Raw genomic sequence first — 26,207 nt, 5'->3', positions numbered from 1 at the left:
GCACTCATTGCGCAATTCGTGCACAGTCTAGGGGCCCACCCCGATCATGTGGTCATCGCGTCCATGGATGCGAGCTACCCTTTCCCCGTGCGAGAAGCAGAGTTGTGGTCGAGGCTGGGCCAGGTGCTGCCTGAGGGCTACAGCCGGGTGTGGGCGGATCAGGTGGTGCTGGCCGAGTTGGCCGGGCGCACCGTGTCGGAGGCGCTTTCGGCAGGGTTGCCCTGCAAGAGGATCTGGCGGGCAGTGTGGAGCCAGCTCGAACTTCCGGGGGAATTGCGCTGAGGCGTGTTGCGCGCATTAGAACAGGTGTTCGGCTACGATGTTGACAAGTCGCGTGGCGGCTGAGCTTCTCCACAGCGAAACAGTGCGTGTGGGGATTTGTCAGTCCCCGTTCCTACAGTAGAGAACAACATCAAGCACCGACTGCGGCGACGTGGTCGAACAGGAAGGGCAACCATGGCCGTAGCGGACCGTTCAAAGGCGCTGGAGGCGGCGCTCTCCCAAATTGAAAAGCAGCACGGCAAGGGTTCGGTGATGCGCCTCGGCGAGAACGCCCTCGTGCCCATCGACGTCATCCCCACCGGTTCGGTGGCGCTGGACGTGGCGCTCGGTATCGGGGGCCTGCCCCGCGGTCGCGTCGTCGAGATCTACGGGCCGGAGTCGAGCGGTAAAACCACCGTGGCCCTGCACGCCATCGCCAACGCACAGGCCGCTGGCGGTATCTGCGCGTTCATCGATGCCGAGCACGCCCTGGATCCCTCGTACGCCCAGAAGTTGGGCGTCGACACCGATGAGCTGTTGGTCTCACAGCCCGACAACGGTGAGCAGGCCCTCGAGATCGCGGACACGCTCGTCCGCTCCGGCGCGCTGACGCTGGTGGTCATCGACTCCGTGGCGGCGCTGACGCCACGAGCCGAGATCGAGGGTGAGATGGGTGACTCGCACGTCGGCCTCCAGGCCCGCCTCATGAGCCAGGCGCTGCGGAAGATGACGGGTGCCCTGAAGACATCCAACACCACGTGCATCTTCATCAACCAGCTCCGCGAGAAGATCGGCGTCATGTTCGGCTCGCCCGAAACCACCACCGGTGGCCGCGCGCTGAAGTTCTACTCCACCATCCGTCTCGACGTGCGTCGCATCGAAACGTTGAAGGACGGCACCGACATGGTGGGCAACCGTACCCGCGTGAAGGTGGTCAAGAACAAGGTGGCCCCGCCCTTCAAGCAGGCGGAGTTCGACATCATCTACGGCGAGGGCATCTCCCGTGAGGGCAGCCTCATCGACATGGGTGTGGAGGCAGGCGTCATCCGCAAGGCCGGTGCCTGGTTCACCTACGGATCGGATCAGCTGGGACAGGGCAAGGAGAACGCCCGTAGCTACCTGCGGAAGAACCCGGAAACTGCCAGCGAGATCGAGAAGCGCATTCGCCTTCACATGGGTCTTGACAAGACCGACGTGCCCGAGGGCGTCGACCCGGAAACCGGTGAGGTCGATTTCTGATCCGGACCCGACGATGGGCCGGGACGAACAGATTGAGTTCGCCCGGCGCATCGCCCTGAATCTTCTGGAGGCGCGCTCCCGTTCGGCGGAAGAGTTGCGTCGTGCCATGGCAAGGAAACACGTGCCGGAGGACATCGTCGAGGAACTCCTGGGGCGCTTCGAGTCGGTGGGCCTCGTGGACGACGAGGCTTTCGCCACGGCACTGGTCAACACCCGCACCAAGGTGGCACGTCGGGGATCACGGCGCATCCGCATGGAGCTCCGGGAGAAGGGCGTGCCCGAGGATGTTGCCGATGGGGCACTGGCTGCCATGGACCCCGCCGACGAATGGGCCGCGGCCACCGCGTTCGCCGCCAAGAAGGTGCGCTCGATGCAGGGTCTGGAATTCGCGGTCGCGAAGCGCCGCCTGTACGGTGCGCTGGCTCGACGCGGCTTCGGGTCCGACATGGTGCGCGATGTCACCGACGAGGCCCTGCGAGGCCTTCACGGCACCGATGGCCTCGGCGAGGACAACGCGGGCGCCGACAACGGTTGAGTGGCGGGGCGCGCCCCATCCGGCTTGTGTTTTCCACAGGTCGGCCATAGTCTCAACTCAGGTTTTCTGAACCGGTATGACACCCTTTCCCACTTGCGTGGGTTGACTTGACATCACTCCCGCCGCCCGGCGCCGCACGCGGTCCTGGACGTCGGATTATTGCCTGACAAGCGAATATGAGCGCGGTGGACTTCTCCGCCGTTGTGCTGACCCTTCCCGTCAATCGGGGGTGGGCAGCTGCTGTGGTGTCTCTCCGGTCGGACTTGAGCTCTGATGGAGGTGCCATGGAACTTCTCGGTTGGATCGTAGCGGGACTGCTGCTGGTCGTGATCGTCGTGCTCCTGTGGCGTCATCGGCGTGACGTGGCGGCATTCGGTGACGAGCGCAGCAGCCTGGAACAGCGCAGCCGCACGGATTCCGATGCCGCACGTCAGCAGGCGGAGGACGCCGCCAGGCTCGTGCGTGAGGATGCCGACAGGCTGGCGGCCCAGTCCCGCGACAGAGTCAGGGAATCGCTGGCCGACGTGGAGCGCCGTCGCGAACAACTCGAATCCTCCATGGCCACCCAACGCTCCGAGCTCCGCGAGATGCGACACGCGCAGGAACGGATGGAGGCGCGCCTGCGCGAGCGGGAGGACCGCGTCGCCGCAGATGCCGAGGCAATCGCGGCCCGTGCAGAGCGTCAGGAGGTGCTGAGAGCTCAGCTGAAGCAGCAGCGCCATGATCTGGAAGAACGACTGGAGCAGGTCACCGCAGAGCGTGAACGCGTGGCCGGTCTGACCCTCGAGGCCGCACGCGCCGAAGTCATGGTGGAGGCGGAGCGGCAGTCCCGACTGACCGCCACGGCGCTCAGTCGGGACATCGAGTCCGCCGCCAAACGGGACGCCGACAAGATCGCCCGCAAAATCGTGGTCACGGCCATCCAGCGTTGCGCCTCCGAGCAGACCAGCGAGTCGGTTGTCTCCAGCATCGACCTGCCCAGCGACGACATGAAGGGTCGCATCATCGGCCGTGAGGGCCGCAACATTCGGGCCTTCGAGCAGATCACGGGCGTGAACGTGCTCATCGACGACACCCCGGAATCGGTGCTGCTGTCCTGCTTCGACCCCGTACGACGCGAGACGGCGCGCCTGACCCTCGTTGACCTGGTGGCGGATGGGCGCATCCACCCGGCCCGCATCGAAGAGGTCTACGAGCGCAGCCAGCGCAGCATCGCGGGACGCATCCAGCGGGCAGCCGAGGACGCCATGGCGGAGGTGGGCATCGTGGACCTGCACGAGGACCTCATTCCGATTCTGGGTGCACTCGCGTATCGCACGTCCTATGGCCAGAACGTGCTGCGACACCTCGTGGAGTGTGCACACCTGGCCGGGGTGATGGCAGCTGAGCTGGGTCTCGATGTCGCCTTCTGCAAGCGTGCCGCCTTCCTGCACGACATCGGCAAAGCACTCACGCACGAGAGCGAGGGGCCGCACGCCCTCGTCGGAGCGGAGCTGCTGCGCCGCCACGGGGAGCACCCCGACATCGTCCACGCTGTCGAGGCCCACCACAACGAGGTCGAGCCGAGGACGGTGGAGGCCATCCTCACCCAGGCAGCCGACGCCATCTCGGGGTCACGACCCGGGGCCCGTCGGGAGTCGCTGGAGGCCTACGTCGAGCGCATGGAGCACCTCGAGTCGCTGGCAGCGTCGCACCACGGCGTTGACCGCGTGTACGCCATGCAGGCGGGGCGCGAAATCCGGGTCATGGTGACCCCTGAGGAGGTCGACGACGGTGGAGCCCAGCTCCTGGCCCGAGACATCGCCCGGGACATCGAGAAGAACCTCAGCTACCCGGGACAGATCAAGGTCACGGTGGTGCGCGAGAGCCGCGCCACGGAGACCGCCCACTGATTAGGCCCCGGGCCGCCTCACCCGGCGCGCAGGCCCCATACGGCGACGTGTGACTCCTCCGGAGCCAGCACGATGAGCCCGTCGTGGGTGGGGCCCTCGTTGAACGCATCCGGCCCGCAGGTCATGGGTTCCACGGCAATGGCATCGCGCTCCGGACGCGTGTAGACCTGCACCCACGGGAGCGATTCGTCCGCCCACACCTCGATGGTGTGGGTTCCACCCGCGATGCGTGTGGTCCAGCGCGGGGTGTTCGGATCCGTGAACGCGGTGTCGAACACCGTGTGACCGAGGGCTCGTGGGCTCTGGAAGTCCTTGCCCCGGGTGGTGGGCACCAGGGCAATGGGCAGCAACCTGTCCTCGTCCACCCGAAGCTCGGTCGTAAACGGCAGTTCGAGCGTCACCACATCCACGTTGTCGAAGCTGAAGTAGGGATGCACGCCGTAGCCGTAGGGCAGGGGAGTGGCTCCGTCGTTGGTGACGTGCACCTGCACCAGCAGTCCGTCGTCACTGAGGCTGTGCGTGAGCGTGGCGGTGAGGGTCCCCGGCCACCCGGCTTCGGGGTGGAACGTGTGTCGCTGCACCACAGCCTGCTCTGTGTGGCTGATGAGTTGCCAGGCGAAACCGTCATTGAGCCCGTGCAGCGCCGTGTGCCGGGGGACCTCAGAAATCGGCAACTGGTACTCGACGCCGTCGAAGGTGTAGCGGCCGTCCCGGATGCGGTTGGGCCAGGGCAGTAGTTGTTTGCTCTGGCTGGCCACAGGTGCGGCGTCCGCCTCGAAGCTCCACAGCCACTCCCGGCCATCCACCCGCAGGCTGCGGAGGTGGGCACCCACCTCGGTCACCACGGCGGTGTAGCGTCCGTGCGAGATGGGATACTGCTCACCAGTTGGGTTCGTCATCATGGAGCCACCCTAGTGCGGCCGGGTTTTCGCTGGGAGCGCCGCCCACCTACAGTTGTGACCATCATGACCAGCGCACGCACGTACAACGTCATCACGTATGGCTGCCAGATGAACGTTCACGACTCGGAACGCATCTCCGGCCTGCTCGAGGAAGCCGGCCTGAGCCGGGTGGGGCCCCCCGCGGAGGATGCGACGAGCGCCGCCATGGGTGGTGGCGCCGACGTGGTGGTTTTCAACACCTGCGCCGTGCGCGAGAACGCCGACAACCGGCTCTACGGCAACCTCGGCCACATGGCTCGCGTCAAGGAACAGCACCCGGGCATGCAGATTGCCGTGGGGGGGTGCATGGCGCAGAAGGACCGCGACATCATCGTGAAGCGTGCCCCGTGGGTGGACGTGGTCTTCGGCACACACAACGTGGGCAGCCTTCCGCTGCTCCTGGAGCGGGCCCGCGTGGAGAAGGAAGCGCAGGTGGAGATCGTCGAAGCGTTGCAGACGTTCCCCAGCAACCTCCCGAGCCGGCGCGAGTCGCCGTACTCCGCATGGGTCTCGGTCAGTGTGGGATGCAACAACACGTGCACGTTCTGCATCGTCCCGGCGCTGCGTGGCAAGGAGACGGACCGCCGGCCGGGTGACATCCTCGCTGAGATCCAGATGCTGGTGTCACAGGGAGTACAGGAGATCACTCTCCTGGGGCAGAACGTCAACGCCTACGGCGTCGAGTTCGGGGATCGTGCCGCCTTCGCCAAGCTGCTGCGTGCGTGCGGCGATGTTGACGGGCTCGATCGGGTGCGGTTCACCTCGCCCCACCCCAAGGACTTCACCGATGACGTGATCGACGCCATGGCCAGCACACACAACGTGATGCCGCAGCTCCACATGCCGCTGCAGTCCGGCTCCGACGCGGTACTCAAGGCCATGCGGCGCTCCTATCGCAGCGAGAAGTACCTGGGAATCCTGGAGCGGGTCCGCGAGGCCATGCCGCACGCAGCCATCACCACCGACATCATCGTCGGTTTCCCGGGCGAGACCGAGGAGGATTTCCAGGCCACCCTCGACGTGGTGGAGCGTGCCCGGTACGCGGCCGCCTTCACCTTCCAGTACTCGAAGAGGCCCGGCACACCGGCCGCCGACATGCCGGGGCAGGTGCCGAAGGCTGTCACGCAGGAACGCTACGAGCGCCTCGTCACCCTCGTCAACGGCCTGGCGTGGGAGGAGAACAAGGCGTTCGAGGGCCGCGACGTGGAGGTGATGTTCGCGTTGGGTGAGGGCCGCAAGGACTTCGAGACCAACCGGCTCAGCGGCAGGGCACGTGACAACCGGTTGGTGCACGCGTCGGTCAGCGACGATCCCGCGCTGCGCCCACGTCCCGGTGACGTGGCGACGGTGACGATCACGCACGCCGCGCCCCACCACCTGAACTCCGACGTTCCCATCCGCGAGCTGCGTCGCACCCGCGGGGGCGACGCCTGGCAGTCCGCCACCGAGGAACCGCAGCGCCGTGGGGTGGGGCTCGGTATTCCCGTGCTGGGGAAACCCGTCACCCCGCCCGCGGCTGACGGTTGCTGCTGAGGCCGCCGCCTCAGCTGTTGTTGCCGGGCAGGGCGTCGTCGACGGCGCCCTCGTAGCGGCTCGCGTCGCCGGGATCCACCTTCTGGTCATGCTCGTGGTCGATGGCCTCCTCCATGTCGGAGGGTTCCAGGTCCACGCGCTCCTCGGCCTGGATGCGTTGTTGCTGCTGGTCCTGCTCCGCGTTGTCGGCGCCTGCGGTGGTGTCAGGGTGGTGGTGATCTGCCATGAAGAATCCTTGCCTGGTGTCGATGTGGGTCCCACGGGTGATGATGGCACAGGAAAGGGGCCGGGACCCGTGGTCCCAGCCCCTCCCGTTGCGTTGTACGCGGTGAGCGCGTCTTACGGTTCCTGGCGGGGAACATCCTTGCCCCCACCGAACTCGCCGACCTTGTCGCGCAGGAAGTCCTGACCCTTGTCGACGTGGCTCGCGTACTTGCTATCGGTCTTCGAATCGACGAAGTCGCCGCCCTGCTCTATGGCGCTGTCGATATGTCCTTTGTTCTTGACGATCTGCTCGCCCAAGCCATCGAGTAAACCCATGTACTGCCTCCCGGGGGTAGGAAACTGCGGACCTGACAAGTATGCACTGATACTGCAGAAATGGGGAGGGGTCAACGGCAAGTTCTTGCCTCCGCCCCACGGCGGCCACGTCGCTGCAGGCACCACCCCACTGACAGGATGGGGCGCATGTCGCTCCCCGTCGTCGTCCTCATCGGTGCAACCGCCACGGGCAAGTCCCAGCTGGCCGTGGACCTCGCCACCACGCTGCGCGAACGCGGCACCGAGGCCGAGATCGTGAACGCGGACTCGATGTTGGTCTACAGGGGCATGAACATCGGCACCGCCAAACCCACCATGGAGGAGCGTGCTGGCATAGTGCACCACCTCGTCGACATATGGGACGTCACCCGCAAGGCCTCGGTCGCCGACTTCCAGACGCTTGCGCGCGACGCCATCGCCGACATTCGGCATCGCGGGGCAGTCCCTGTGGTGGTGGGCGGATCGGCGCTCTACACACGGGCCGTGGTGGACCACTTCGAGTTTCCCGGTTCTGACGCTGAGGTGCGGGCGCGGTGGGAGGCGGAGCTCGAGCGGGTCGGCGCCGTGGCGCTCCATGCGCGGCTGCAGGTGTTGGCGCCGGAATCGGCGGCCAAGATCGAACCCGCCAACGGACGGCGAACGGTGCGGGCCCTCGAGGTCCACGAGATCACAGGAGGCCACGCGCCGCACCTGCCGGAGTGGACATACGAACTCGACAACGTGCACCAGTTCGGGCTGGACGAGGACCGGGCTGTCCTGGATGCACGGATCGACGCGCGCGTCGATGCCATGTGGTGCGACGGACTCGTCGACGAGGTCCGCCACTTGCTGCGGGAGGGGCTGCGTGACGGTGTCACGGCGATGCGCGCCATCGGCTACGGGCAGGTGGTGGCATTTCTGGACGGGGAGTGCAGCGAGGACGAGGCGCGCCAGGACGTGAAGCGCGCGACCCGTCGCTTCTTCCGCAAACAGCTCGGCTGGTACCGCCGCGACCCCCGGATCACCTGGCTGCGGGCAGACGCCACCGACAACGCCCTGAAGATCCTGTCCTCGCTAGGATGGTGAGTCCACGACTCGGGGAGGCCACGATGCGCCGATTCACGTTCTCGAAGGGTCACGGCACCCGCAACGACTTCATCATCATCGACGATCAGCACGGCATGCACGACCTGGGGCCGGACGTCATCTCCGCCATCTGCGACCGACGCTCGGGCATCGGCGCTGACGGCGTCCTGCGCGTGGTGAGGGCCCAGCACGTGCCGGAGTGGACCGGTGACCCGGACCTCTGGTTCATGGACTACCGCAACGCCGACGGTTCGATCGCCGAGATGTGCGGCAACGGTCTTCGCGTGTTCGCGCGACACCTCGTCAACGAGCAATGGGTGCCCACCGGCGACTTCACCGTCGCCACGCGGGCGGGTTTGCGGCGGGTCCTTGTGGCCCGCGGAGGGCTCATCTCCACGAGCCTCGGCGCCGTCACCATCTCTGATGAGCCGGTCGAGGTGACCCACTTCGGGCGACGCTGGCCGGCCACGGCCGTGGACGTCGGCAACCCCCACGCCGTGGTGTTCGTGGATGATGACACCCGCTCCGGGCTGGACCTGACGAAGGCGCCGTCATGGGAGCCGGCACAACGATTCCCCCACGGCACCAACATCGAATTCGTGAGTGTCCGGGAACCCGGCGTGCTGGACATGCGGGTGTACGAGCGTGGTAGCGGTGAGACGGAAAGCTGTGGCACCGGGGTGGTTGCCTCCGCCGCCGCCCACCGCGCAGCCAGCGGCCACACGGGGCCGGTTGTGGTGCACGTGCGAGGTGGTGAGCTGACAGTGGAGTTCGACGGCCGGGAGGCGTGGCTCACGGGGCCTGCCGTGGTGTTCGCGCGCGGCGAGTTCTGGTGGCTGTGACGAGCCCGGCCCCTCGGGGCTTGGAAGCGTTGGTGCGTGCTGGGACAATGGGGACACGATGACAGATTCCACACACGCACACGAGGACTTCAACGACGAGGATCACGGTTTCGACGGTGACCAGGAGGAGCTTGCGGAGAGGCAGTCCCTGCGCCGCGTCGACGGTTTGCGCACCGAGCTGCAGGACATCACCGAGGTGGAGTACCGGCAGCTGCGGCTTGAGCGCGTGGTGCTCGTCAGCGTCTGGACCTCCGGCAGCCAGGACGACGCCGACAACGCCATGGCGGAGCTGAAGCAATTGGCCGAGACCGCAGGCTCCGAGGTGCTCGACACGCTGGTGCAGCGCCGGAGCAACCCCGACCCCGCCACGTACGTGGGTAGTGGCAAGGTGCAGGAGATCCGAGAGGTGGTGGAGGCCACCGGTGCGGACACGGTCATCTGCGACGGCGAGCTCGACGCAGCACAGCTGCGCAACCTTGAGGACCGCATCAAGGTCAAGGTGGTGGATCGCACCGCGTTGATCCTCGACATCTTCGCGTCCCACGCCAAGAGTGCCGAGGGCAAGGCGCAGGTGGAGATGGCACAGCTGCAGTACCTCAAGCAGCGACTCCGCGGCTGGGGTGGGAACCTGTCCCGCCAGGCCGGTGGTCGGGTGGCCGGCGGCGCGGGCATCGGTGGCCGCGGCCCCGGAGAAACGAAGATCGAGACGGACCGCCGCCGCATCGGCACGAGGATTGCCGTCCTGCGCCGCAGGATGCGCGACATGGATGCCACCCGCGAGCACAAACGCGCTGAGCGGCGCCGCAACCAGGTGCCGTCCGTGGCCATCGTGGGCTACACCAACGCGGGGAAGTCGTCGCTGCTGAACAGGCTGACGAACGCGGGTGTTCTCGTGGAGGACGCCCTGTTTGCCACGCTTGACCCCACGACGCGCCGCATGGAGACCAGCAACGGGCGTGAGTTCACCCTCACAGACACCGTCGGTTTCGTGCGGCACCTCCCCCATGACCTCGTCGAAGCGTTCCGCTCCACCCTGGAGGAGTCCGCGCAGGCCGACCTTCTCGTGCACGTCGTCGACGCCTCCAACCCCAACCCTGAGGGCCAGATCGATGCGGTACGCAAGGTGCTGGCTGACATCGGCGCCACCGCTGTCCCCGAACTCCTGGTGCTGAACAAAACCGACATCGCGGACCCCACCATGGTGATGACTCTGCGCGCCAACCACCCGGACTGCGTCGTGGTGTCTGCGCGCACGGGTGCGGGCCTCGACGAGCTGGGCGTCATCCTCGAGGAGCGGCTTCCCAACCCTGAGGTTGCCGTGGACGTGCTGGTTCCCTACGAGCGGGGCGATCTCATGGATCGCATCCACCGGGCGGGACGCATCTCCTCCCTGGAGCACACGGGGGAGGGAACCGCCGTGCAGGCATTGGTCCGTCCGGGCCTGGCCGACGAACTGGCCGAGTTCAACCGTGCCTGACGGCGTCGGCCTGTCCATCCTGCAGGCGGCCATCGACGGCATCGGCGGTGGTGAGCGACCCGGCCAGAAGGCCATGGTGGCTGCTGTCAGCGACAGCTTGGCATCCGGCGTGCATCTGCTCGTGCAGGCGGGCACCGGCACTGGCAAGTCGCTGGGCTACCTGGCACCCGTGCTGAGCCGCCTCGTGGACGATCCGTCCGAGCGCATCGTCGTGGCTACCGCCACGCTGGCCCTTCAGGCGCAGTTGGGGCACAAGGACATCCCTGCCGCCCTCGACGCCGTCGAGGCCGTGACGGGCAAGCGGCCCAAGGCCGCCGTGCTGAAAGGGCGAAGCAACTACGCCTGCCTGTATCGCTCACGCTCCGGCACCGACGCCGATCAGGGCGCTCTCGTGGGCGCCGAGGACCTCGCCGCCGCCGCCAGTGACCTGGACTCCGTCAGCAAACTGGGCGTCGAAGTGCTGGCGTTGCGCGACTGGGTGGAGGAGCAGGCCACCAGTGGTTCTCTGGCTGACAGGGATGATGCGCCGTCACACACCGCAGCAGGCTGGGCCCAGGTCTCCATCCCCAGCCGGGAATGCCTGGGTGTGACGGCGTGCCCGTTCGGCGCCGAGTGCCGCGTCGAGTTGTCCCGCGAACGCGCCCGTGATGCCCAACTGGTGGTCACCAACCATGCACTGCTGGCCATCAACGCCATGCACGGCGGCACCGCACTGCCGGAGCACTCCGCCGTGGTCATCGACGAGGCCCACGAGCTCACCTCCCGCATGACGACGGCGGCCACGAACGAGCTGACCCCCGGCCTCGTGGAGCGAACGGCACGGCGGGCACTGACATGGCTCGACGACGATCTCGGCGTCGACTTCCTCGAGGTTTCGGACACCTTCCGCGCCGCACTGGAGGAGTCCGAGCTGACACGCATCACGTCGTCCTCGGCGCCGCTGGCGTTCGCGGCCGCACAGGTGCGGGACCTCGCGCGCCGGGCCGTCACCTCACTGGGCGGCCAGCACAACGACAATGAACGCACCCAGGCCAGCGCCGCCGTGAAAGAGATTTTCGATGTGGCGGCACGCATCGCCGGCCTGGCGGACGCCGACGTGGTCTGGGTCAGCGAGTCGGAGGTCCGTGGCCGCACCGCGCACGTGGCCCCACTGAACGTGGCCGGACTTCTCCGCAGCGAGGTATTCGGGGAGAAGACCGCCATCTGTGCCTCCGCGACCCTGAACCTGGGCGGCAACTTCGACGCCTTCGCCAACAGCGTCGGTCTGCGGACCGCTGAGCGCATCGACGACGGCGAGGAGGCTCCGGAGGGCGACGACCTGTCATGGCGCGCCCTCGACGTCGGCACGCCGTTCGACTACCGCACCCAGGGCATCCTGTACGCCACGAAGTCCCTGCCGGAACCCCGCCGCGACGGTTTGCCAGAAGAGGTGTTGGCTGAGATCGCCCAACTGGTGTGGGCCAGCGAAGGTCGCACCCTCGGACTGTTCGCGTCCCGCCGCAACGCGGAACAGGCGGCGGCCCACTGCCGGCGCGAACTGCCGCACATGAGAATCCTGTGCCAGGGCGATGCTCAACTGTCCGAGCTGCAGCGCACGTTCATCGCAGAACCCGACACCAGCCTGTTCGGCACCATGTCGCTGTGGCAGGGCGTCGACGTGCCGGGGGAGACCTGCCAACTGGTCATCATCGACAAGATCCCATTCCCACGCCCCGACGACCCGCTCATGCAGGCTCGCAAGAAGGCGGTGGATGACGGGGGTGGCAACGGTTTCATGACGGTGGCCGCCACCCAGGCCGCGCTGCTGTTGGCGCAGGGGACGGGCCGGCTGATTCGCCGGAGTGAGGACAGGGGTGTTGTGGCCATCCTTGATCCCCGCCTCGTCACGAAGCGTTACGGGCGGTTCCTGGCCAAGTCCCTGCCGGACTTCTGGACCACCACGGACCCCGACATGGCGGTCCGTGCCCTGCGCCGGCTGCGCGGTGCGGAGTAGAGATTTTCAGCCCCCTGTGCTGGGACAGGGGTAGGTCAGGCGGCCTGAGCGCGATCCTGGTCAGTGGGGAAATCGAGCACGCGGGAAGCCGCATCGTTCGCCGCGGTCCGGGCGGGAAGGACGACCATGGCGGCGCTGCGGGTGGCGGGGTAGGCCCGAATGTCGGTCGACAGTTCCATGTAGCGATCGTTGATGGCGCGAAGGCGGCCCAGGAATGAAGCCGAACGGTCGCGGAGCGCGATGACTGTGTCTTCTCGAAGCATCTTCATGACTAACATTCTTCTCCATTGGTTCGTTTGCGTCCAATGACTCAGTTGAATGTCATCCATGCCGTAGAGTCATGGGTATGGACACGGATGCCCTGCGGTGGTTCCAAGAGGTGGCAGACGGCGTGACGGTGACGGAGGTGAGCGAGCTCACCCGCACCTCCCAATCCGGGGTCTCGAGGGCGCTGGCCCGGCTTGAGGCGGAGGTGGGTGCACCTCTGCTGCGTCGCTCCGGGCGCACCCTCCGGATGACCGAGGCAGGAGTGGTGTTCAAGCGGCACGTCGATGCGTTGATCCACCACCTCGACGACGGTCTGGCCGCGGTGCAACAGGTCATTGACCCGGAGTCCGGGACGGTCACGCTCGCCTACGAGTCATGGCTCGGGACCACATGGGTGCCCTCGCTGGTCTCAGGGTTCCGGGCGGAGCACCCGTCGGTGCGGTTCACGCTTGTCCCGAGGCATGCCGACACGATCGCGACGCTCCGCTCCCGAGGGGACATCGACCTGGAACTGACCACGTCGCGCCCCGCCCCTTCCACCCATGGGTGGCACGTCGTCGCACGGGAATCGCTCCACCTCGTGGTCTCTGCGGAGGATCCGCTCGCTTCCAGTTCCGGGGTTGCCCTCCACACCTTGTCCGTGTCCGAAGCCGGCTTCGTAGCCCTGCGTGCGGGCTCGTCGCTGCGGAATCTCGCTGATGACCTCTGCGCCGAAGCGGGCTTCACTCCGCGCATCGACTTCGAGTGCGACGACGTCCCCACGGTGCTCGGCTTCGTGGCCGCCGGGCTCGGAGTCGCCATTCTGCCGTTGCAGGACAGTCACCCGGAGAGCAGACCCGGCCCCGAGTCGGGTGTCCAGTTCCTGTCGATCACCGACGTCCCCGCGTCACTGGAGATCGGGATCGCCTGGGCGCTCGAGCATCGGCTCCTGCCAGCGGCGCAGACCTTCCTTGCCCACGTCCGGAGACCACCGCAGAACAAGGTGCCCTGACCCGAGGGCAGCGTTGCGTCGAGCAACCGATGTCGGCGCCGACGTCGGGGGTGGAGGACAGTTGCCTCCGTCAAGGGGTTGACAGTTTGTGACGCGGATCAGGATGATGTGGACCACGACACTGCTGTCTGTTGCCCGAGTGGCGTCGTCCCATCGGGAGGAACGCCATGGTCCCAGTCAGCCCGCAGCATGATCCAGCCGGCATGCCCACGACGGAGACTGCCGTGAACGTGGCGGCTGCAGTCATCCCGGGGACACGGCCACCCGTCTGCACGAGAGCCCCGCTGGCATGACGTAGGACACACAGGAAGCCAGTGCGAAACGCTCGGGCACAAGTCGGTTCGTCGAGCGGCCCCTGCTCGTTCCCTTCATTCTGCTGATCCTGTGCTTCGCGGCCTGGGGGGCCGCCGCGAACCTGACCGACGTCCTCGTGGGGGTGTTCCGGGGCATCTTCGACATGACGAACTTTCAGTCCTCCCTGGTGCAGTTCGCCTACTACGGTGCCTACTTCCTGCTGGCGCTGCCCGCCGCGTTCATCACGAGCCGCTACGGGTACAAGGTGGGCGTGCTCACGGGGCTGGGTCTCGCAGCCGTGGGCGGGGTGCTGTTCGTACCGGCCAGCAAGGCGCTGGTCTACGGCTTCTTCCTGCTCGCACTGTTCACGCTGGCGGCGGGGCTGTCCATCCTCGAGACGTCAGCGAACCCCTTCGTGATCGCTCTCGGGTCCGAGGAGACAGCCACCCAGCGACTCAACCTGGCCCAGGCGTTCAACCCGGTCGGGGCGAACGTGGGCGTGTTGATGGGTGCCATCCTGATCCTGCCGGGTCTCACGTCCGAGGCCTCCAAAACGATCATGAGCCCGGATGAACTCCTGCAGAGTCAGGAGGCGGACCTCTCGCTGGTCCTCAACCCCTACCTGGGCATCGCCGCCGTGCTGGTCATCATCTGGCTGCTCATTGCCTTTCGCAAGATCCCCATCCTGGAGCAGCCCAAGGGTGATGCAGTGCCGGTCGGCAACGTCGCGACCCGGCTGTGGCACAACAGGCACTACCGGTACGGCGTCGTCGCACAGTTCTTCAACGTCGCGGCCCAGACCTGCACCTGGACCTTCACGATCCTCTACGCCCAGGACGTCGTTGGAATCTCGGAGAAGAATTCGGGATGGTTCCTGCAGGCCAGCCTCATCGTGTTCCTGATCGCCCGGTTCGTCATGGTGTGGCTTCTGGGGATCTTCAGACCCACCAAGCTCCTGCTGATCATGGCCGTCTTCGGCGTGGCGTGCTGCCTCATCGCGATGTTCTCGCTGAACATCGTCGGCCTCATCGCGGTGGTGGCGATCTCGGCGGCTCTTTCCCTGATGTTCCCGACGATTTACGGGGTGGCACTCAGCGGACTCGGCGAGGATGCCAAGTTTGGTGCAGCCGGGCTGGTCATGGCCATCCTCGGCGGCGCACTGTTGCCGATGGTGCACGCACTCGTGATGGACGTTGGCAGCCCCGCCCTGGGGTACGTGGTGCCAGGCGTCTGCCTGGCCTTCGTCGCCGCATATGCGCTGTTCGACCTGCGTACCTCCAGGGATCCGAAACCGTCCGCCACGTCCGCCGTGGTCCAGTAGGAAGGGGAAGAGCATGCGAGGGAACTTTCGCCGCATGGGTGCCCCCAAGTGGGCGCTCGTGGGCCTGTCGATGGTACTCATGGCCGGATTCGCGGGGTGCACACCTGATGATCAGGAGCCCGTCACCATCGGCCTCATCACCAAACAGGAAAACAATCCCTACTGGGTGACGATGCGGCGGGTCGCCGAGGATGTCGCGAAAAGCGAGGGCGTCACGCTGCTGACTGCCACCGGAACGAGCGACACGGACATCGACAGCGAGGTGAATGCCATCGAGGCGATGGTCGATGAGGGGGTTGACGGCATTCTCATCGCCGGCACCGACTCCAAGGGCGTGGTGCCCGCCATCGAGGCTGCCAGGGCCAAGGGGATCACGGTGATTGCCGTCGACACCCCGGTGGATCCTCTCTCCGCGGTCGACGCGTTCTACGCCACGGACAACAAGAGGGCCGGTGAGATGGTTGGGCAATACGCCGCGGCGAAGGCCAAGGAACTCGGCCTCGAGCCGCAGGTGGCCATCCTGGACCTCGCACCCGGCATCAGCTCGGGAGAACTCCGCAGGGAAGGCTTCCTCGCGGGATTCGGGATCGCAGACGACGACCCCGTCATCGTCGGGTCCACGGACACCTCGGGCGACCGCGAGCTGGGCAAGGTGGCGATGGTGCAACTCCTCGCACAGACCCCGGGCATCAACGTGGTCTACACGGTCAACGAACCGGTAGCGCTGGGTGCCGTGGAAGCACTCAAGGACGCCGGCGTGGATCTCGGTGGCGTGGTCGTGGTCTCCGTCGACGGGGGCTGCGAGGCCATCAAGACCGCCGTGCGGCCAGGCGACATCGACGCCACAGCGCAGCAGTACCCCCAGAACATGGCGCGCAAGGGCGTCACCGCGATCGCCGACGAGGTACGCGGCGGTGAAAAGCCCAGCGGCTACCTCGACACGGGTGTCGAACTGATCACAGGCGATCCCGCTCCAGGGGTGACCTCACGAGACGTGGCCTTCGGGATCCGCAACTGCTGGGGTGGCTGAAGGCCGACACAGGTCAGCTGACGGGTGAAGTGGGGGTCAAGCAGTGGTGGTCCACTCATGAGCCGAGAATTACACCTCAGCAGGCTGGCACGGCGGCCCGAGCGTCCACTCAGACACGACGCATCACGGCGACAACCTTGCCCATGATGCGGGCGTCGCTGCCGTCGATGGGGGAGTACCGCTCGTTGTGTGGCATCAGCCACACCTTGCCGTCCTTGCGGCGATACGTCTTGACGGTTGCCTCCTCATCCAGCAGCGCCGCGACGATGTCGCCGTTGTTGGCGTCCGGCTGCTGGCGAACCACCACCCAGTCGCCGCTGCAGATGGCCGCGTCAATCATGGAATCGCCCTGTACCTGCAGCATGAACAGCTGCCCGTCGCCCACGAGCTGACGGGGGAGAGCGAAGACATCCTCCACCTGTTCCTCGGCAAGGATGGGTCCGCCGGCCGCGATTCGCCCCAGCAGCGGGGCGTTGACGGTGTTGGGATGCGCGTCGAAGGTCTGCTCGGATGCCATCGGCTCTGACTCCGGCAGCGTCACCACAAGGGCGCGAGGACGATTCGGGTCGCGACGCAGGAACCCCTTTTCCTCCAACACCTTGAGTTGGTAGCTCACGCTCGAGGTGGATGCGAGTCCGGCCTTCTGGGCAAGTTCGCGAATGCTGGGTGGGTACCCGATGTTTTCGACGGCGTCCTTGATGACGTGCAGCACGCGCCGCTGCCGGGGAGTGAGGCCCCAGGAGTCCTCGGGGCCATCCGGCAGGGAGGAAATCCCAGCCATCTCTGCCTCCACCTGTGCCTTGGTGGGGCGTCCTCGTCGGCGCTTGGGGGCGGTGGGGTCGAGTTCGTCAGCCATGCTGGAGATCCTACCCGTCATCGAACAGATGTTCGAAGGAATCGCGCGGCGTGTCGAGCCGGTCGGCAAAGTGTCAGAGGTGGTCGCTGTGATGGAGTCATCGGGCCCGCGGAGGGTGCGCCGGGAACACGCTTCGAACAGTTGTTCCATTCGGCATCTATGTGCGGTACCTTTGTTATAGAACACACGTTCGGTCACCGCGGATTGCGGGACCACGGCGATAGGAGGGTCACCATGACCACAACTCTGGCAAACACCGTGCGCAGCACGTCGCGCTCCTCGGTCCCCACCACGGCGGGTGCTCGCACGTCGCGCAGGCCCGCACCGCTGGCCCGTCCCGAGTTCGGTGGCCCCACCGCCGCCTCGCCCGCCAGGACTGCCACCCGGCGTCCCGCCGTCGCCGCGTCATGTCACGTCACGTCGCCGGCGCTTCGCCGAGCTGGCCTGATCCTGAAACTCAAGGTGGCCGTCGTGGCAGCCGTGGCTCTGGTGGGTGTGGGGGTCTCCACCGCGGAGTTCGCCACATGGACGCAGGCGGATCCTTCCGTGGAGTTCGTGGCCGGGGACCCCGCGTGGGCCCACGTCACCGGTCCCTGAGCGACGCCACCCCGCCGGTCCTGCGGCGGCACTGAGTCGCTCTTGACAAAGTTGTCTGTGAGTTGCGTGCGACACGCCGTGGATGGTTTGACGATCGTGTGGGGAAAGCCTAGTGTTTCCCCACATCTAGTAGTCGCAACAGTGCCGTTCACCCACCCGTAGTAGCATGGGGGAGGTTCAGCAGTTGCTGTTCCACAGCGGAGGGACCACCCGTGCATTGCCCATTCTGTCGCCACGAGGACACCAAGGTGTCTGATTCGCGGGTGATCGAGGACGGCTCTGCCATCCGCCGCCGTCGTGCCTGTCCCCTGTGCGAGCGCAAGTTCACCACCGTCGAGCAGATCGTGCTCACCGTGGTGAAGCGCTCGGGTGTGGTCGAGCCGTTCGATCGCGACAAGGTGGTCAAGGGCGTCACCAAGGCATGCCAGGGAAGACCTGTCACGGACTTTCAACTGGCTGCTCTGGGTCAGCAGGTGGAGGAGGCGCTGCGCGCCAGCGGCCTCGCCCAGATCCCGGCCGGCGAGGTGGGTCTCGCCATCCTCGGGCCCCTTGAGGACCTTGACCCGGTGGCGTACCTGCGGTTCGCCAGCGTCTACCAAAAGTTCGACTCGTTGGAGGATTTCAGCGAGGAGATCGATCGCATGAAGCACCGCCCCGCGTTGGCCCTGGTCGACGATGCGGGCACCGGGCGCCCCGGGCGAGCGCATGCGCCCATCAACCAGGAACCCCTGATCCGCTGACACCAGCCGGATCCCTACATCACCCGCAACACACACAAGCACAAGCAACGACGAAATCTCGAGTGAGGAATGCAATGACGACGACTGCCAGCCCGTCCACGCGCCGCAACAACAAGACCACGGTGGATGGCTCCTCGCGTGGCCTCACCATCGGCCGCGTGTTCACCACGGAGGGCCAGCACCCCTACGACGAGGTCGAGTGGGACCACCGTGACGTCGTCCAGACCAACTGGAAGAGCGGCGAGGTCGTCTTCGAGCAGAAGGCCGTCGAATTTCCGAAGTCCTGGAGTGTCAACGCCTCCACCATCGTCACCACCAAGTACTTCCGTGGCGCCGTCGGAACACCGCAACGTGAGGCGAGCCTGAAGACGCTCATCGACCGTGTCGTGAAGACCTACGCCAAGGCCGGCGCGGACCACGGCTACTTCGCCACCCCCGAGGACGGCGAGATCTTCGAGCACGAGCTCACGTGGATGCTGCTGAACCAGTACTTCTCCTTCAACTCCCCTGTGTGGTTCAACGTCGGGACCCCCTCCCCTCAGCAGGTCAGCGCGTGCTTCATCCTCAGCGTCGAGGACTCCATGGACTCCATCCTCAACTGGTACAAGGAGGAGGGCTTCATCTTCAAGGGCGGCTCCGGTGCCGGGCTGAACCTGTCCCGCATCCGCAGCTCGAAGGAACTCCTGAGCTCCGGTGGGACCGCATCCGGCCCTGTGTCGTTCATGCGCGGCGCCGACGCCTCCGCCGGCACCATCAAGTCCGGGGGCGCCACCCGTCGCGCCGCGAAGATGGTGGTCCTGGACGTTGACCACCCCGACATCGTCGAATTCGTTGAGACCAAGGCCAAGGAAGAGGACAAGATCCGGGCCCTGCGTGACGCCGGCTTCGACATGGACCTCGGCGGCAAGGACATCGTCTCCGTCCAGTACCAGAACGCCAACAACTCGGTACGCGTCACTGACGAGTTCATGGACGCTGTCGTGGGGGGAAACCCCTTCGGTCTGCGCTCCCGCGCCGACGGCAGCGTCATCGAGGAGGTGGACGCGCAGAACCTGTTCACCAAGATCGCCGAAGCGGCCTGGGGTTGCGCCGATCCCGGCATCCAGTACCACGACACCATCAACGACTGGCACACCAACCCTGAGACGGGGCCCATCACGGCGTCCAACCCGTGCTCGGAGTACATGAGCCTCGACAACAGCTCCTGCAACCTCGCCAGCCTCAACCTGCTGAAGTTCCTGCGTGACGACGACACCTTTGACGCCGAGCTGTTCGTGAAGGCCGTGGAGCTCATCATCACGGCCATGGACATCTCCATCTGCTTCGCGGACTTCCCGACGGAGCCGATCGCCGAGACCACGCGCAACTTCCGCCAGTTGGGCATCGGGTACGCCAACCTTGGTGCGCTGCTGATGGCCATGGGGAAGGGATACGACACCGAGGGCGGCCGCTCCACGGCTGCCGCGATCACCTCGATCATGACGGGTGCGTCGTACCGTCGCAGCGCCGAACTGGCCGCCATTGTGGGGCCGTACAACGGTTATGCCCGCAATGCCGACGCCCACCAGCGCGTCATGCGCAAGCACCAGGCCGCCAACGATGACCTGCGCGTCCTTCCCGGTGATCGCGGCCTCCACAAGGTCGCCAGCCGTGAATGGGACCAGGTGGTCAAGACGGGCGCCAAGAACGGCTTCCGGAACGCCCAGGCCTCCGTGCTGGCGCCCACCGGCACCATCGGCTTCATGATGGACTGCGACACCACTGGCGTTGAGCCCGACTTCTCACTCGTGAAGTTCAAGAAGCTCGTCGGTGGCGGGTCCATGCAAATCGTGAACCAGACCATCCCGCGCGCGCTGCGGAAGCTCGGCTACAGCGAGGAGCAGGTCAAGGCCATCGTCGAGTTCATCGGTGGCCACGGCCACGTCATCGGTGCTCCTGGCCTGGCGCACGAGCACTACGAAGTCTTCGACACAGCCATGGGCCAGCGCTCCATCAAGCCCATGGGTCACGTCCACATGATGGCCGCGGTGCAGCCGTTCCTCTCCGGCGCCATCTCCAAGACGGTGAACCTGCCGGAGACGGCCACGGTTGAGGAGATCGAGGACGTCTACATGCAGGGCTGGAAGCTCGGCCTGAAGGCACTCGCGGTCTACCGCGACAACTGCAAGGTGGGGCAACCCCTGTCCGACGGTGGCAAGAAGGCCGAGGACAAGGCTGCCGTCAAGGCACCCGAGCCCGAAGTGCGCATCGAGTACCGCCCGAAGCGGGCCCGCCTGCCCAAGTCGCGCTCCAGCCGCACCACGAGCTTCTCCGTGAGCGGGGCCGAGGGGTACATGACATCCGGTGCCTACGACCATGGCGGCCTGGGTGAAGTGTTCCTCAAGCTGGGCAAGCAGGGTTCCACCCTGTCCGGCGTGATGGACGCCTTCTCCATCGCCGTCTCCATCGGCCTCCAGTACGGCGTGCCGCTGGAGAGCTTCGTGCAGAAGTTCACGAACCTGAAGTTCGAGCCCGCCGGCATGACCGACGACCCGGACATCCGGATTGCGCAGTCCTTCATGGACTACATCTTCCGCCGGCTCGCGCTGGACTACCTGAGCTTCGACGATCGCGCCGATCTGGGCATCTACACCGCCGCCGAGCGTGCCCGCTACGTGGAGACCGGCAGCTACCTTTCGGAGGAGGACGAGTCGGAGATGTCGGAGGCTGACAGCCTGCGCAACACCGACTTCGACAACTTCAACGTGGACGGCGCCCGCCAGCCCTCGCTTCTGGAGGCGCACACCACGGCCGAGCTGATGGAGTCGCTCACGGGCCACGACATCGACGCGCCGCTGTGCATGACGTGCGGCACCAAGATGCGCCCGTCGGGTTCCTGCTACGTCTGCGAGGGCTGCGGTTCCACCAGCGGCTGCAGCTGAGTTGTAGCGATACACAACGGCGAAGGGCCGGTCACCCATGGGGTGACCGGCCCTCTCGCATCCGTGCGGAGCGTTACAGGTCCGCGAGTGCGTCCACGGCGCTCAGCACCGTCTCCTCTTCGCTGTAGCGGGGGGAGAACCCGAGTATGCGACGCGTCTTTTCCATGGAGAAGTGGGGTGAGCGGGTGATGTGGTCATGCGTCATGACGGCATTGCTGTCACCCACCTCAGCGACGAAGTCGGCCCAGGGGAGGAACGTCAACTGGGGTTCGTGACCGAAGTGACGAGCCAGGAGCGTTGCGTAGGCGCGCAACGTGATCGACTGCTCGGCAACGACGTTGAAGGCTTCTCCTGCGGATGCCCCGGGGTTCATGAGCGCCAGTCGGTGGACTTCGGCGACGTCGGCGGCATGCACGTGCTGGAGAAGGGCCATGCCGTCGAGCGGAAGCCTGGCCGAGCCGTCGCGTTTGAGTGAACGGTAGACATCGAGGTCGAAGTAACCGGCGGGATTGACGGCCGCCCAGCCGGGACCTGAGATGTGGCTGGGGTGCACCATCGAGGCGGTCACGCGCGACTGCTCCCGCAGCAGTACGTCCTCGACGGCAGCCTTGCCTCTGTCGTAGGCGGTGAGTGGTTCCTTCTGCACGTCCTCCGTCATGGGCACCACGCTGGTGCGACCCCACGACCAGATGCTGCCGGTGGCCACGAGGTGTTGCCCGTCCAATGAGTCGATGAGTTGGTGCGCCTGCTGTGTGGTGAAGACCCTGAGATCGATGACGCCGTCGGGCTCCTGTTGCGAGATCAGGCGCCCGAAGACGCCGTCGGCCTCGGCCTGCTCGCGGTCGCAGGCCACCATCGTGACTGACGACCATGCGTCGTCCTGCGTGTAGGGCGTGCGGCGGCCACGGCTCACCACCGTCACGGCGTGCCCGTCCCGTACGAGTGAGGGCACCAGATATGTGCCGATGTGACCTGTACCGCCGATGACAGTGATGTTCATGCCTGCACGCTATCTCCTTGCTCGCCACGCACCGGTCGACCACAGCGCCCACACGATCAGCACAGGCTGGAACGGTAGTCGGAGCCAGCGCTTGAGGTCGGTGTCCAGGCCGAAGGAGTCATTGTGGGTCACCAGTTGGGAGATGTTGCCCGGGAACACGGCGACGAAGAATGCCGCCACGACCCAACCGACGGCGACGCGCCACTTCCGGGCGAAAATGAGGGCTGCGCCCAGCGCGATTTCCACGAACCCTGAAGCCACGACCACGAGATCCTTGTTGACGGGGATCCAGTCGGGAACCTGTCCCTGGAAGGACTCGCGTGCGAAGGTCAGGTGACCTGTCCCGGCGAAAATCAGGAAGGCTCCCAGCGCGATGCGCCCCACGGTGCGGGCGAGACCGATGGTGCGTGACGTCTGGGGGATGTGTGACTCGGCGGGCGTCAAGTTCTCTGGCATGAGCACAGCATGACGGATGGACGTGGAGGTCGTCCCCATGACCCCGTCACCAGCGTCACGCTCTCGGCCGTAGGAGCCCGTGCCACCCCTCTGGAGAGGGGAAATATATGTAATGGTGCAATAATGACCAATCGGCGTCTTTGCCGGTGAACGGCCGTTGTGATGGTGGGAGTTGCTTTGACGCGTGTATCGGGGGACCATGGCCCTGTGAAGCCACTACTGCGTGTCGCACTGCACAACGACTACGAGGTCGTTGTGCGCGGTTTGAGATCCATGCTCGAGCCCTACGGTGGGAGCATCGACGTGGTGGAGATGGACGCCCAGATGCCCGTCAAGTGCAACGTCGACCTCACTCTCTACGACACGTTCGGCAAGGCCCAGGTCGACGGCGAGGACATCGACGAGGTGATCGAGAACCCGCAAGCAGGCAAGGTGGTCATCTACACCTGGAACATGCATCCGGTGCTCGTGGACCAGGCCATCGCCAAGGGGTGCAAGGGATACATCGACAAGGGCATGACCGGTGACGAACTCGTCGACGTGCTGTTGCGCATCGCCGACGGCGAGGTGTTCGTCTCCCCGCCCCTGGCGCTGGACGACCACGAGGACCCCAGCTCCGACACGGGCGACTGGCCCGGGCAGAAGGCGGGACTCAGCGCCCGTGAGGCCGAGGTGCTGGCACTCATCACGCAGGGGTACACGAACAACAACATCGCGTCACGCAGCTACCTGAGCATCAACTCCGTGAAGTCCTACATCCGCTCCGCCTACCGCAAGATCGGCGTCGAGCGCCGCTCACAGGCGGTGCGGTGGGGCATGGAGAACAACATGCTGCCCGACCGCAGCCGGATCATCGTCCACTGACACCGGACCCCCGGGCACCGTTCACCCACATCAAGGCCACCCCGCCTCGTCGCGGGTGTGGGCGTTCGCCCATGTTCAGGTGAAGGCGTGGGGGGGTTGGGTCATGCGCGCGCCCCGGCGTCGGTGCTGAAGACCTCCAGCACGAAGTCCACGTCCTCGACCCGGACGACGCTCGGCATCCTGAGGGTCTCCCGGAGGATGGTGTGGACGGCGGGTCCGTCCAGGGGCCAGCCCACGATCTCATGACGCCAGTGGCACGCCAGGACCGTGCCGCAGCCGGAGTCGGCCACGCGTCGCGCCAGGTCCCGCAGACGCAGGGGGCTGAGGAAGTAGCCGACCTCCGAGATGACCACGAGATCCGCGTCCACCGCGTCCAGTTCCTCCGGCACCCGCAGTCGCTTCGTCTGCACGTGGGGCAGGTCCGCCAGCGCAGCAGCGGCACTCCGCAGGGCCGCGGCACTCTCGTCCACGGCCAGGACATGGTCGGCCCTCCCGGCGAGCTCGGACGTCAGCGCGCCCACGGAGCACCCCAGTTCCACAGCCCGCCGATAGCGGGGACGGGGGAGTGCGGCCAGGGTCATGGACCGCTTGCGCGCCTCGTACCAACTGCTGCGGACCTGCCACGGGTCCGGATGCTCGGAATGCAACGCATCAAACGGATTGACCTCCCCGGCAGCCGCGTCGAAGTACAACTCGACGCCCCCGTCGAAGTGCGGCAACAAGTGTGTGCTGCGGACGGACGCATCGTCAGGTGCCCCGTTCAGCGGTTTCACCTGTGAGTGGTGCGCCTGCATCGCGGCTGCCCTGGCGCGGCGTGCATGTCCGGAGAGGAACAGGCAGGGCCCGGCCGGCAGCGGCGCGGAGGGGGTGCCCCCGTGCCTGAACGCGATGGGGCACTCAAGAAGTCCGGCGCCCGTGCGCCAGGCTGCGCTGGCGGCCGCCAGGGCAGCCGCCTCATGCTCGGGGTGCCCGTCGCCACGCCAAGGAGACGCCATCAGTGTCTCCTCGCCCCGCGTGCCGACCAGGTCCACGAGGAGCCGGACGAGCGCGTCATGGGACTCCGCGCCATCACCGTCCCCGAGCCCGGGGCTGTGGAGACCCGACGATGGCGCAACCGGGCGCAGGGCCTCGGCCACCACCACGTCCACCCGAAGACCCAGCCTGTGGGCCTCGGCGATGAGGCCCCCTGCCATGATGGTTTCGTCGGCCGGATGGGCGGCCACCACCACGAGGTGGGAGACGCCGGAGAGGTCCAGCGCAGGACGATTCTTCAGCAGTGCCTCGGATCCCCACGCCTCTTCAGAAGTGCCCTCGTCGGCATGGTGAAGTGCGGGCCCCCCGTTCATCCCCATGTGGCCCCCATGCCGTCGATGAGTCCGTCGCCGATGGTGACGGCGTCACGTTGGGCCCTGTGCTGGCGCAGGTACACCTCCAGATCGCTGACACGGCGTGCGTGGTCCTCGTCCGCGGTGAGGGGGCCCGGGCCCAGCGCGTGGGCGGCAGCGCGAAGCGACAGTTCGCACGCTTCATGCACCACGTGCCGGACGCGCAGCGTCCGTGGCCAGGCGTGGCCGCCCTGCAGGACGCCGGCATCCACGGCAGTGGCCGCCTGCTCCAGCACCGCTGCTGCCGCATGGAGGGCGGCATCGGCCTGGCCCAACAACATGCGCCCCACCTGGTCGGGTGGTCTCCGGGTGGCGGCTTCCCGCATGGTCTGCACCAACCCGGCGGCCCCACCCCACCACACGGCTGCCACCCCGATCCCGCCCCAGGCGAAGCCGGGACGCTCCAGGTACCACCCGGCGGGTCCGACGGGGTGGGCGGGGACCCCGTCGAAGTCGATGGCGCCAGAGGTGACCGCTGACAGTCCGCGGGCCACCCACGGCGCCTCCACGTGTCGCACACCCGGGTGCCGCAGGTCGACGGCGAACAGTTGACGTTGGTCAGCCCCCGTCCACGCCGACACGAGGGCATGACTCAGGACCCCCGCGAGGGAACACCACGGTTTGCGCCCACGCAGCTGCGGCTCATCGCTCGGACCGTGTGCTTCCAGACGTGCCCCGGGTCCCTCCGCCGCGAACACGCCCCACGTGGATCCGGGGGGCGTGACGGGTGGGGGCTGTGAAGTGCCGGCGGCCTGGTCGAGGATGGCCATGGCATCCAGGTGAGGTTCGAGGGTGCGGGCCACGGTGAGGTCGACGGATCCCAGGTCGGCCAGCCCCTCCCACAGGACACGAGTCCTGCCGGAGCCGGGCAATGGCAGCACACCAGCAACCTCGGGTGCCAGCCGCAGCGCTGCCCCCGGATCCCCGAAGGCCATGGCGGCCCTGCCCATGAGAAGCGCCCAGCCGTCGGGGGGCGCCGCGCTCACGTCGACGTTGAAAGTCACCATGGTTGTCAAGGCTAGGGCGCAGCGGGGTCGCCGCGCCTCACCCCTGGAGCCACATACGCGCGCCCGGATTGCGCAACACAGAGGAGGATGTGACGCCCGAAATGGGTGATGGAACACTGTGATCTGATGATCCCCCACCCCCTTTCCGCGAAGGACCATG

Annotated in this window: 25 protein-coding genes; 16 read left to right on the top strand and 9 right to left on the bottom strand. The window is 66.5% G+C overall.

Annotated elements, in window-relative coordinates:
* Positions 1 to 87 precede the first annotated feature (87 nt).
* From EAX62_RS12545 to rny, 4 genes are all read left to right on the top strand, one after another.
* A complete protein-coding gene (locus tag EAX62_RS12545) occupies positions 88 to 282 on the top strand; it encodes a DUF3046 domain-containing protein (RefSeq protein ID WP_199711278.1) in 195 nt (64 codons plus the stop codon).
* Between the two features lie 174 nt (positions 283 to 456).
* The gene (gene recA, locus EAX62_RS12540; protein WP_121902048.1) at positions 457 to 1,500 is read left to right on the top strand and encodes a recombinase RecA; all 1,044 of its coding nucleotides are present in this window, start codon (positions 457 to 459) and stop codon (positions 1,498 to 1,500) included.
* Positions 1,501 to 1,513: 13 nt separating this feature from the next.
* The gene (locus tag EAX62_RS12535; protein WP_121902047.1) at positions 1,514 to 2,035 is read left to right on the top strand and encodes a regulatory protein RecX; all 522 of its coding nucleotides are present in this window, start codon (positions 1,514 to 1,516) and stop codon (positions 2,033 to 2,035) included.
* A 284-nt stretch (positions 2,036 to 2,319) separates the two neighbouring features.
* On the top strand, positions 2,320 to 3,927 hold the full coding sequence (gene rny / locus EAX62_RS12530; RefSeq protein ID WP_121902046.1) for a ribonuclease Y: 1,608 nt from the start codon (positions 2,320 to 2,322) through the stop codon (positions 3,925 to 3,927).
* Between the two features lie 17 nt (positions 3,928 to 3,944).
* On the opposite strand, the gene EAX62_RS12525 is transcribed toward rny, so the two are convergent.
* On the bottom strand, positions 3,945 to 4,829 hold the full coding sequence (locus tag EAX62_RS12525; protein ID WP_121902045.1) for an aldose 1-epimerase family protein: 885 nt from the start codon (positions 4,827 to 4,829) through the stop codon (positions 3,945 to 3,947).
* 63 nt (positions 4,830 to 4,892) lie between these two features.
* Between EAX62_RS12525 and miaB the strand changes: the two genes are divergently transcribed.
* Positions 4,893 to 6,401, top strand: coding sequence for a tRNA (N6-isopentenyl adenosine(37)-C2)-methylthiotransferase MiaB (miaB, locus tag EAX62_RS12520; RefSeq protein ID WP_121902044.1), 1,509 nt, complete (start codon positions 4,893 to 4,895; stop codon positions 6,399 to 6,401).
* A 10-nt stretch (positions 6,402 to 6,411) separates the two neighbouring features.
* Here miaB and EAX62_RS12515 read toward each other — a convergent pair whose 3' ends face one another.
* Together EAX62_RS12515 and EAX62_RS12510 are read right to left on the bottom strand one after the other, a co-directional pair.
* Positions 6,412 to 6,627 (bottom strand): hypothetical protein, encoded by a 216-nt coding sequence (locus EAX62_RS12515; protein ID WP_121902043.1) that lies wholly within the window; start codon positions 6,625 to 6,627, stop codon positions 6,412 to 6,414.
* Between the two features lie 113 nt (positions 6,628 to 6,740).
* Entirely contained in the window at positions 6,741 to 6,941 is a 201-nt protein-coding gene (locus EAX62_RS12510; protein WP_121902042.1) for an antitoxin, read from the bottom strand.
* A gap of 147 nt (positions 6,942 to 7,088) precedes the next feature.
* Between EAX62_RS12510 and miaA the strand changes: the two genes are divergently transcribed.
* The 4 genes from miaA (at position 7,089) to EAX62_RS12490 (ending at position 12,318) form a co-directional block, all read left to right on the top strand.
* On the top strand, positions 7,089 to 8,006 hold the full coding sequence (gene miaA / locus EAX62_RS12505; RefSeq protein ID WP_233557935.1) for a tRNA (adenosine(37)-N6)-dimethylallyltransferase MiaA: 918 nt from the start codon (positions 7,089 to 7,091) through the stop codon (positions 8,004 to 8,006).
* On the top strand, positions 8,000 to 8,848 hold the full coding sequence (dapF, locus tag EAX62_RS12500) for a diaminopimelate epimerase (RefSeq protein ID WP_233557934.1): 849 nt from the start codon (positions 8,000 to 8,002) through the stop codon (positions 8,846 to 8,848). Before miaA ends, dapF begins: the two co-directional genes overlap by 7 nt.
* Positions 8,849 to 8,906: 58 nt before the next feature.
* Positions 8,907 to 10,325, top strand: a complete 1,419-nt coding sequence (hflX, locus tag EAX62_RS12495; RefSeq protein WP_121902040.1) for a GTPase HflX — start codon at positions 8,907 to 8,909, stop codon at positions 10,323 to 10,325.
* 73 nt (positions 10,326 to 10,398) lie between these two features.
* Positions 10,399 to 12,318, top strand: a complete 1,920-nt coding sequence (locus tag EAX62_RS12490; protein WP_121902165.1) for an ATP-dependent DNA helicase — start codon at positions 10,399 to 10,401, stop codon at positions 12,316 to 12,318.
* 35 nt (positions 12,319 to 12,353) lie between these two features.
* Here EAX62_RS12490 and EAX62_RS12485 read toward each other — a convergent pair whose 3' ends face one another.
* Complete coding sequence (locus EAX62_RS12485; RefSeq protein WP_121902039.1) at positions 12,354 to 12,587, bottom strand: hypothetical protein; 234 nt, start codon at positions 12,585 to 12,587, stop codon at positions 12,354 to 12,356.
* Between the two features lie 77 nt (positions 12,588 to 12,664).
* On the opposite strand from EAX62_RS12485, the gene EAX62_RS12480 reads away from it, so the two are divergent.
* The 3 genes from EAX62_RS12480 to EAX62_RS12470 all read left to right on the top strand — a co-directional run bounded on the left by EAX62_RS12480 (position 12,665) and on the right by EAX62_RS12470 (position 16,221).
* A complete protein-coding gene (locus EAX62_RS12480; protein ID WP_158600671.1) occupies positions 12,665 to 13,576 on the top strand; it encodes a LysR family transcriptional regulator in 912 nt (303 codons plus the stop codon).
* Positions 13,577 to 13,931: 355 nt separating this feature from the next.
* A complete protein-coding gene (gene fucP, locus EAX62_RS12475) occupies positions 13,932 to 15,191 on the top strand; it encodes an L-fucose:H+ symporter permease (protein ID WP_121902037.1) in 1,260 nt (419 codons plus the stop codon).
* A gap of 13 nt (positions 15,192 to 15,204) precedes the next feature.
* Entirely contained in the window at positions 15,205 to 16,221 is a 1,017-nt protein-coding gene (locus EAX62_RS12470) for a substrate-binding domain-containing protein (RefSeq protein WP_233557933.1), read from the top strand.
* A gap of 109 nt (positions 16,222 to 16,330) precedes the next feature.
* Here EAX62_RS12470 and lexA read toward each other — a convergent pair whose 3' ends face one another.
* A complete protein-coding gene (gene lexA, locus EAX62_RS12465; RefSeq protein WP_121902035.1) occupies positions 16,331 to 17,077 on the bottom strand; it encodes a transcriptional repressor LexA in 747 nt (248 codons plus the stop codon).
* A gap of 234 nt (positions 17,078 to 17,311) precedes the next feature.
* Here lexA and EAX62_RS12460 point away from each other — a divergent pair, with 234 nt between their 5' ends.
* From EAX62_RS12460 to EAX62_RS12450, 3 genes are all read left to right on the top strand, one after another.
* On the top strand, positions 17,312 to 17,674 hold the full coding sequence (locus EAX62_RS12460; RefSeq protein ID WP_121902034.1) for a hypothetical protein: 363 nt from the start codon (positions 17,312 to 17,314) through the stop codon (positions 17,672 to 17,674).
* Positions 17,675 to 17,886: 212 nt separating this feature from the next.
* Positions 17,887 to 18,414: a transcriptional regulator NrdR gene (gene nrdR, locus EAX62_RS12455; RefSeq protein WP_121902033.1), complete on the top strand. Its 528-nt coding sequence runs from the start codon at positions 17,887 to 17,889 to the stop codon at positions 18,412 to 18,414.
* A 74-nt stretch (positions 18,415 to 18,488) separates the two neighbouring features.
* Positions 18,489 to 21,335 (top strand): vitamin B12-dependent ribonucleotide reductase, encoded by a 2,847-nt coding sequence (locus EAX62_RS12450; protein WP_121902032.1) that lies wholly within the window; start codon positions 18,489 to 18,491, stop codon positions 21,333 to 21,335.
* Positions 21,336 to 21,408: 73 nt separating this feature from the next.
* Here EAX62_RS12450 and EAX62_RS12445 read toward each other — a convergent pair whose 3' ends face one another.
* Together EAX62_RS12445 and EAX62_RS12440 are read right to left on the bottom strand one after the other, a co-directional pair.
* Entirely contained in the window at positions 21,409 to 22,335 is a 927-nt protein-coding gene (locus tag EAX62_RS12445; protein ID WP_121902031.1) for an NAD-dependent epimerase/dehydratase family protein, read from the bottom strand.
* A 9-nt stretch (positions 22,336 to 22,344) separates the two neighbouring features.
* On the bottom strand, positions 22,345 to 22,791 hold the full coding sequence (locus EAX62_RS12440; RefSeq protein ID WP_121902164.1) for a DoxX family protein: 447 nt from the start codon (positions 22,789 to 22,791) through the stop codon (positions 22,345 to 22,347).
* A gap of 207 nt (positions 22,792 to 22,998) precedes the next feature.
* Here EAX62_RS12440 and EAX62_RS12435 point away from each other — a divergent pair, with 207 nt between their 5' ends.
* On the top strand, positions 22,999 to 23,655 hold the full coding sequence (locus EAX62_RS12435; RefSeq protein ID WP_233557932.1) for a response regulator transcription factor: 657 nt from the start codon (positions 22,999 to 23,001) through the stop codon (positions 23,653 to 23,655).
* A gap of 101 nt (positions 23,656 to 23,756) precedes the next feature.
* Here the strand turns inward: EAX62_RS12435 and EAX62_RS12430 are convergent, their stop codons facing one another.
* Together EAX62_RS12430 and EAX62_RS12425 are read right to left on the bottom strand one after the other, a co-directional pair.
* Complete coding sequence (locus EAX62_RS12430) at positions 23,757 to 25,007, bottom strand: SAM-dependent methyltransferase (protein WP_121902029.1); 1,251 nt, start codon at positions 25,005 to 25,007, stop codon at positions 23,757 to 23,759.
* The gene (locus EAX62_RS12425) at positions 24,998 to 26,047 is read right to left on the bottom strand and encodes an acyl-CoA/acyl-ACP dehydrogenase (RefSeq protein WP_121902028.1); all 1,050 of its coding nucleotides are present in this window, start codon (positions 26,045 to 26,047) and stop codon (positions 24,998 to 25,000) included. The genes EAX62_RS12430 and EAX62_RS12425 overlap by 10 nt, the downstream gene beginning before the upstream one ends.
* Positions 26,048 to 26,207: the final 160 nt, after the last annotated feature.

The organism is Tessaracoccus antarcticus, from assembly GCF_003688855.1.
Lineage (GTDB): Bacteria > Actinomycetota > Actinomycetes > Propionibacteriales > Propionibacteriaceae > Arachnia > Arachnia antarctica.
The sequence above is the reverse complement of the archived record's forward strand: the minus strand, read 5'-3'. Positions and strand labels throughout refer to the sequence as shown.

What these genes read in the sequence shown, in the direction of transcription:
- EAX62_RS12480 (WP_158600671.1), top strand. Translation starts at nt 12,665, where the DNA reads ATGGACACGGATGCCCTGCGGTGGTTCCAAGAGGTGGCAGACGGCGTG.
- rny (WP_121902046.1), top strand. Translation starts at nt 2,320, where the DNA reads ATGGAACTTCTCGGTTGGATCGTAGCGGGACTGCTGCTGGTCGTGATC.
- EAX62_RS12445 (WP_121902031.1), bottom strand. Translation starts at nt 22,335, where the DNA reads ATGAACATCACTGTCATCGGCGGTACAGGTCACATCGGCACATATCTG.
- EAX62_RS12450 (WP_121902032.1), top strand. Translation starts at nt 18,489, where the DNA reads ATGACGACGACTGCCAGCCCGTCCACGCGCCGCAACAACAAGACCACG.
- lexA (WP_121902035.1), bottom strand. Translation starts at nt 17,077, where the DNA reads ATGGCTGACGAACTCGACCCCACCGCCCCCAAGCGCCGACGAGGACGC.
- EAX62_RS12425 (WP_121902028.1), bottom strand. Translation starts at nt 26,047, where the DNA reads ATGGTGACTTTCAACGTCGACGTGAGCGCGGCGCCCCCCGACGGCTGG.
- dapF (WP_233557934.1), top strand. Translation starts at nt 8,000, where the DNA reads ATGGTGAGTCCACGACTCGGGGAGGCCACGATGCGCCGATTCACGTTC.
- EAX62_RS12490 (WP_121902165.1), top strand. Translation starts at nt 10,399, where the DNA reads ATGGTGGCTGCTGTCAGCGACAGCTTGGCATCCGGCGTGCATCTGCTC.
- EAX62_RS12535 (WP_121902047.1), top strand. Translation starts at nt 1,514, where the DNA reads ATGGGCCGGGACGAACAGATTGAGTTCGCCCGGCGCATCGCCCTGAAT.
- EAX62_RS12440 (WP_121902164.1), bottom strand. Translation starts at nt 22,791, where the DNA reads ATGCCAGAGAACTTGACGCCCGCCGAGTCACACATCCCCCAGACGTCA.
- EAX62_RS12460 (WP_121902034.1), top strand. Translation starts at nt 17,312, where the DNA reads ATGACCACAACTCTGGCAAACACCGTGCGCAGCACGTCGCGCTCCTCG.
- recA (WP_121902048.1), top strand. Translation starts at nt 457, where the DNA reads ATGGCCGTAGCGGACCGTTCAAAGGCGCTGGAGGCGGCGCTCTCCCAA.
- hflX (WP_121902040.1), top strand. Translation starts at nt 8,907, where the DNA reads ATGACAGATTCCACACACGCACACGAGGACTTCAACGACGAGGATCAC.
- EAX62_RS12485 (WP_121902039.1), bottom strand. Translation starts at nt 12,587, where the DNA reads ATGAAGATGCTTCGAGAAGACACAGTCATCGCGCTCCGCGACCGTTCG.
- miaA (WP_233557935.1), top strand. Translation starts at nt 7,089, where the DNA reads ATGTCGCTCCCCGTCGTCGTCCTCATCGGTGCAACCGCCACGGGCAAG.
- EAX62_RS12525 (WP_121902045.1), bottom strand. Translation starts at nt 4,829, where the DNA reads ATGATGACGAACCCAACTGGTGAGCAGTATCCCATCTCGCACGGACGC.
- EAX62_RS12515 (WP_121902043.1), bottom strand. Translation starts at nt 6,627, where the DNA reads ATGGCAGATCACCACCACCCTGACACCACCGCAGGCGCCGACAACGCG.
- miaB (WP_121902044.1), top strand. Translation starts at nt 4,893, where the DNA reads ATGACCAGCGCACGCACGTACAACGTCATCACGTATGGCTGCCAGATG.
- EAX62_RS12510 (WP_121902042.1), bottom strand. Translation starts at nt 6,941, where the DNA reads ATGGGTTTACTCGATGGCTTGGGCGAGCAGATCGTCAAGAACAAAGGA.
- EAX62_RS12430 (WP_121902029.1), bottom strand. Translation starts at nt 25,007, where the DNA reads ATGGGGATGAACGGGGGGCCCGCACTTCACCATGCCGACGAGGGCACT.
- EAX62_RS12470 (WP_233557933.1), top strand. Translation starts at nt 15,205, where the DNA reads ATGCGAGGGAACTTTCGCCGCATGGGTGCCCCCAAGTGGGCGCTCGTG.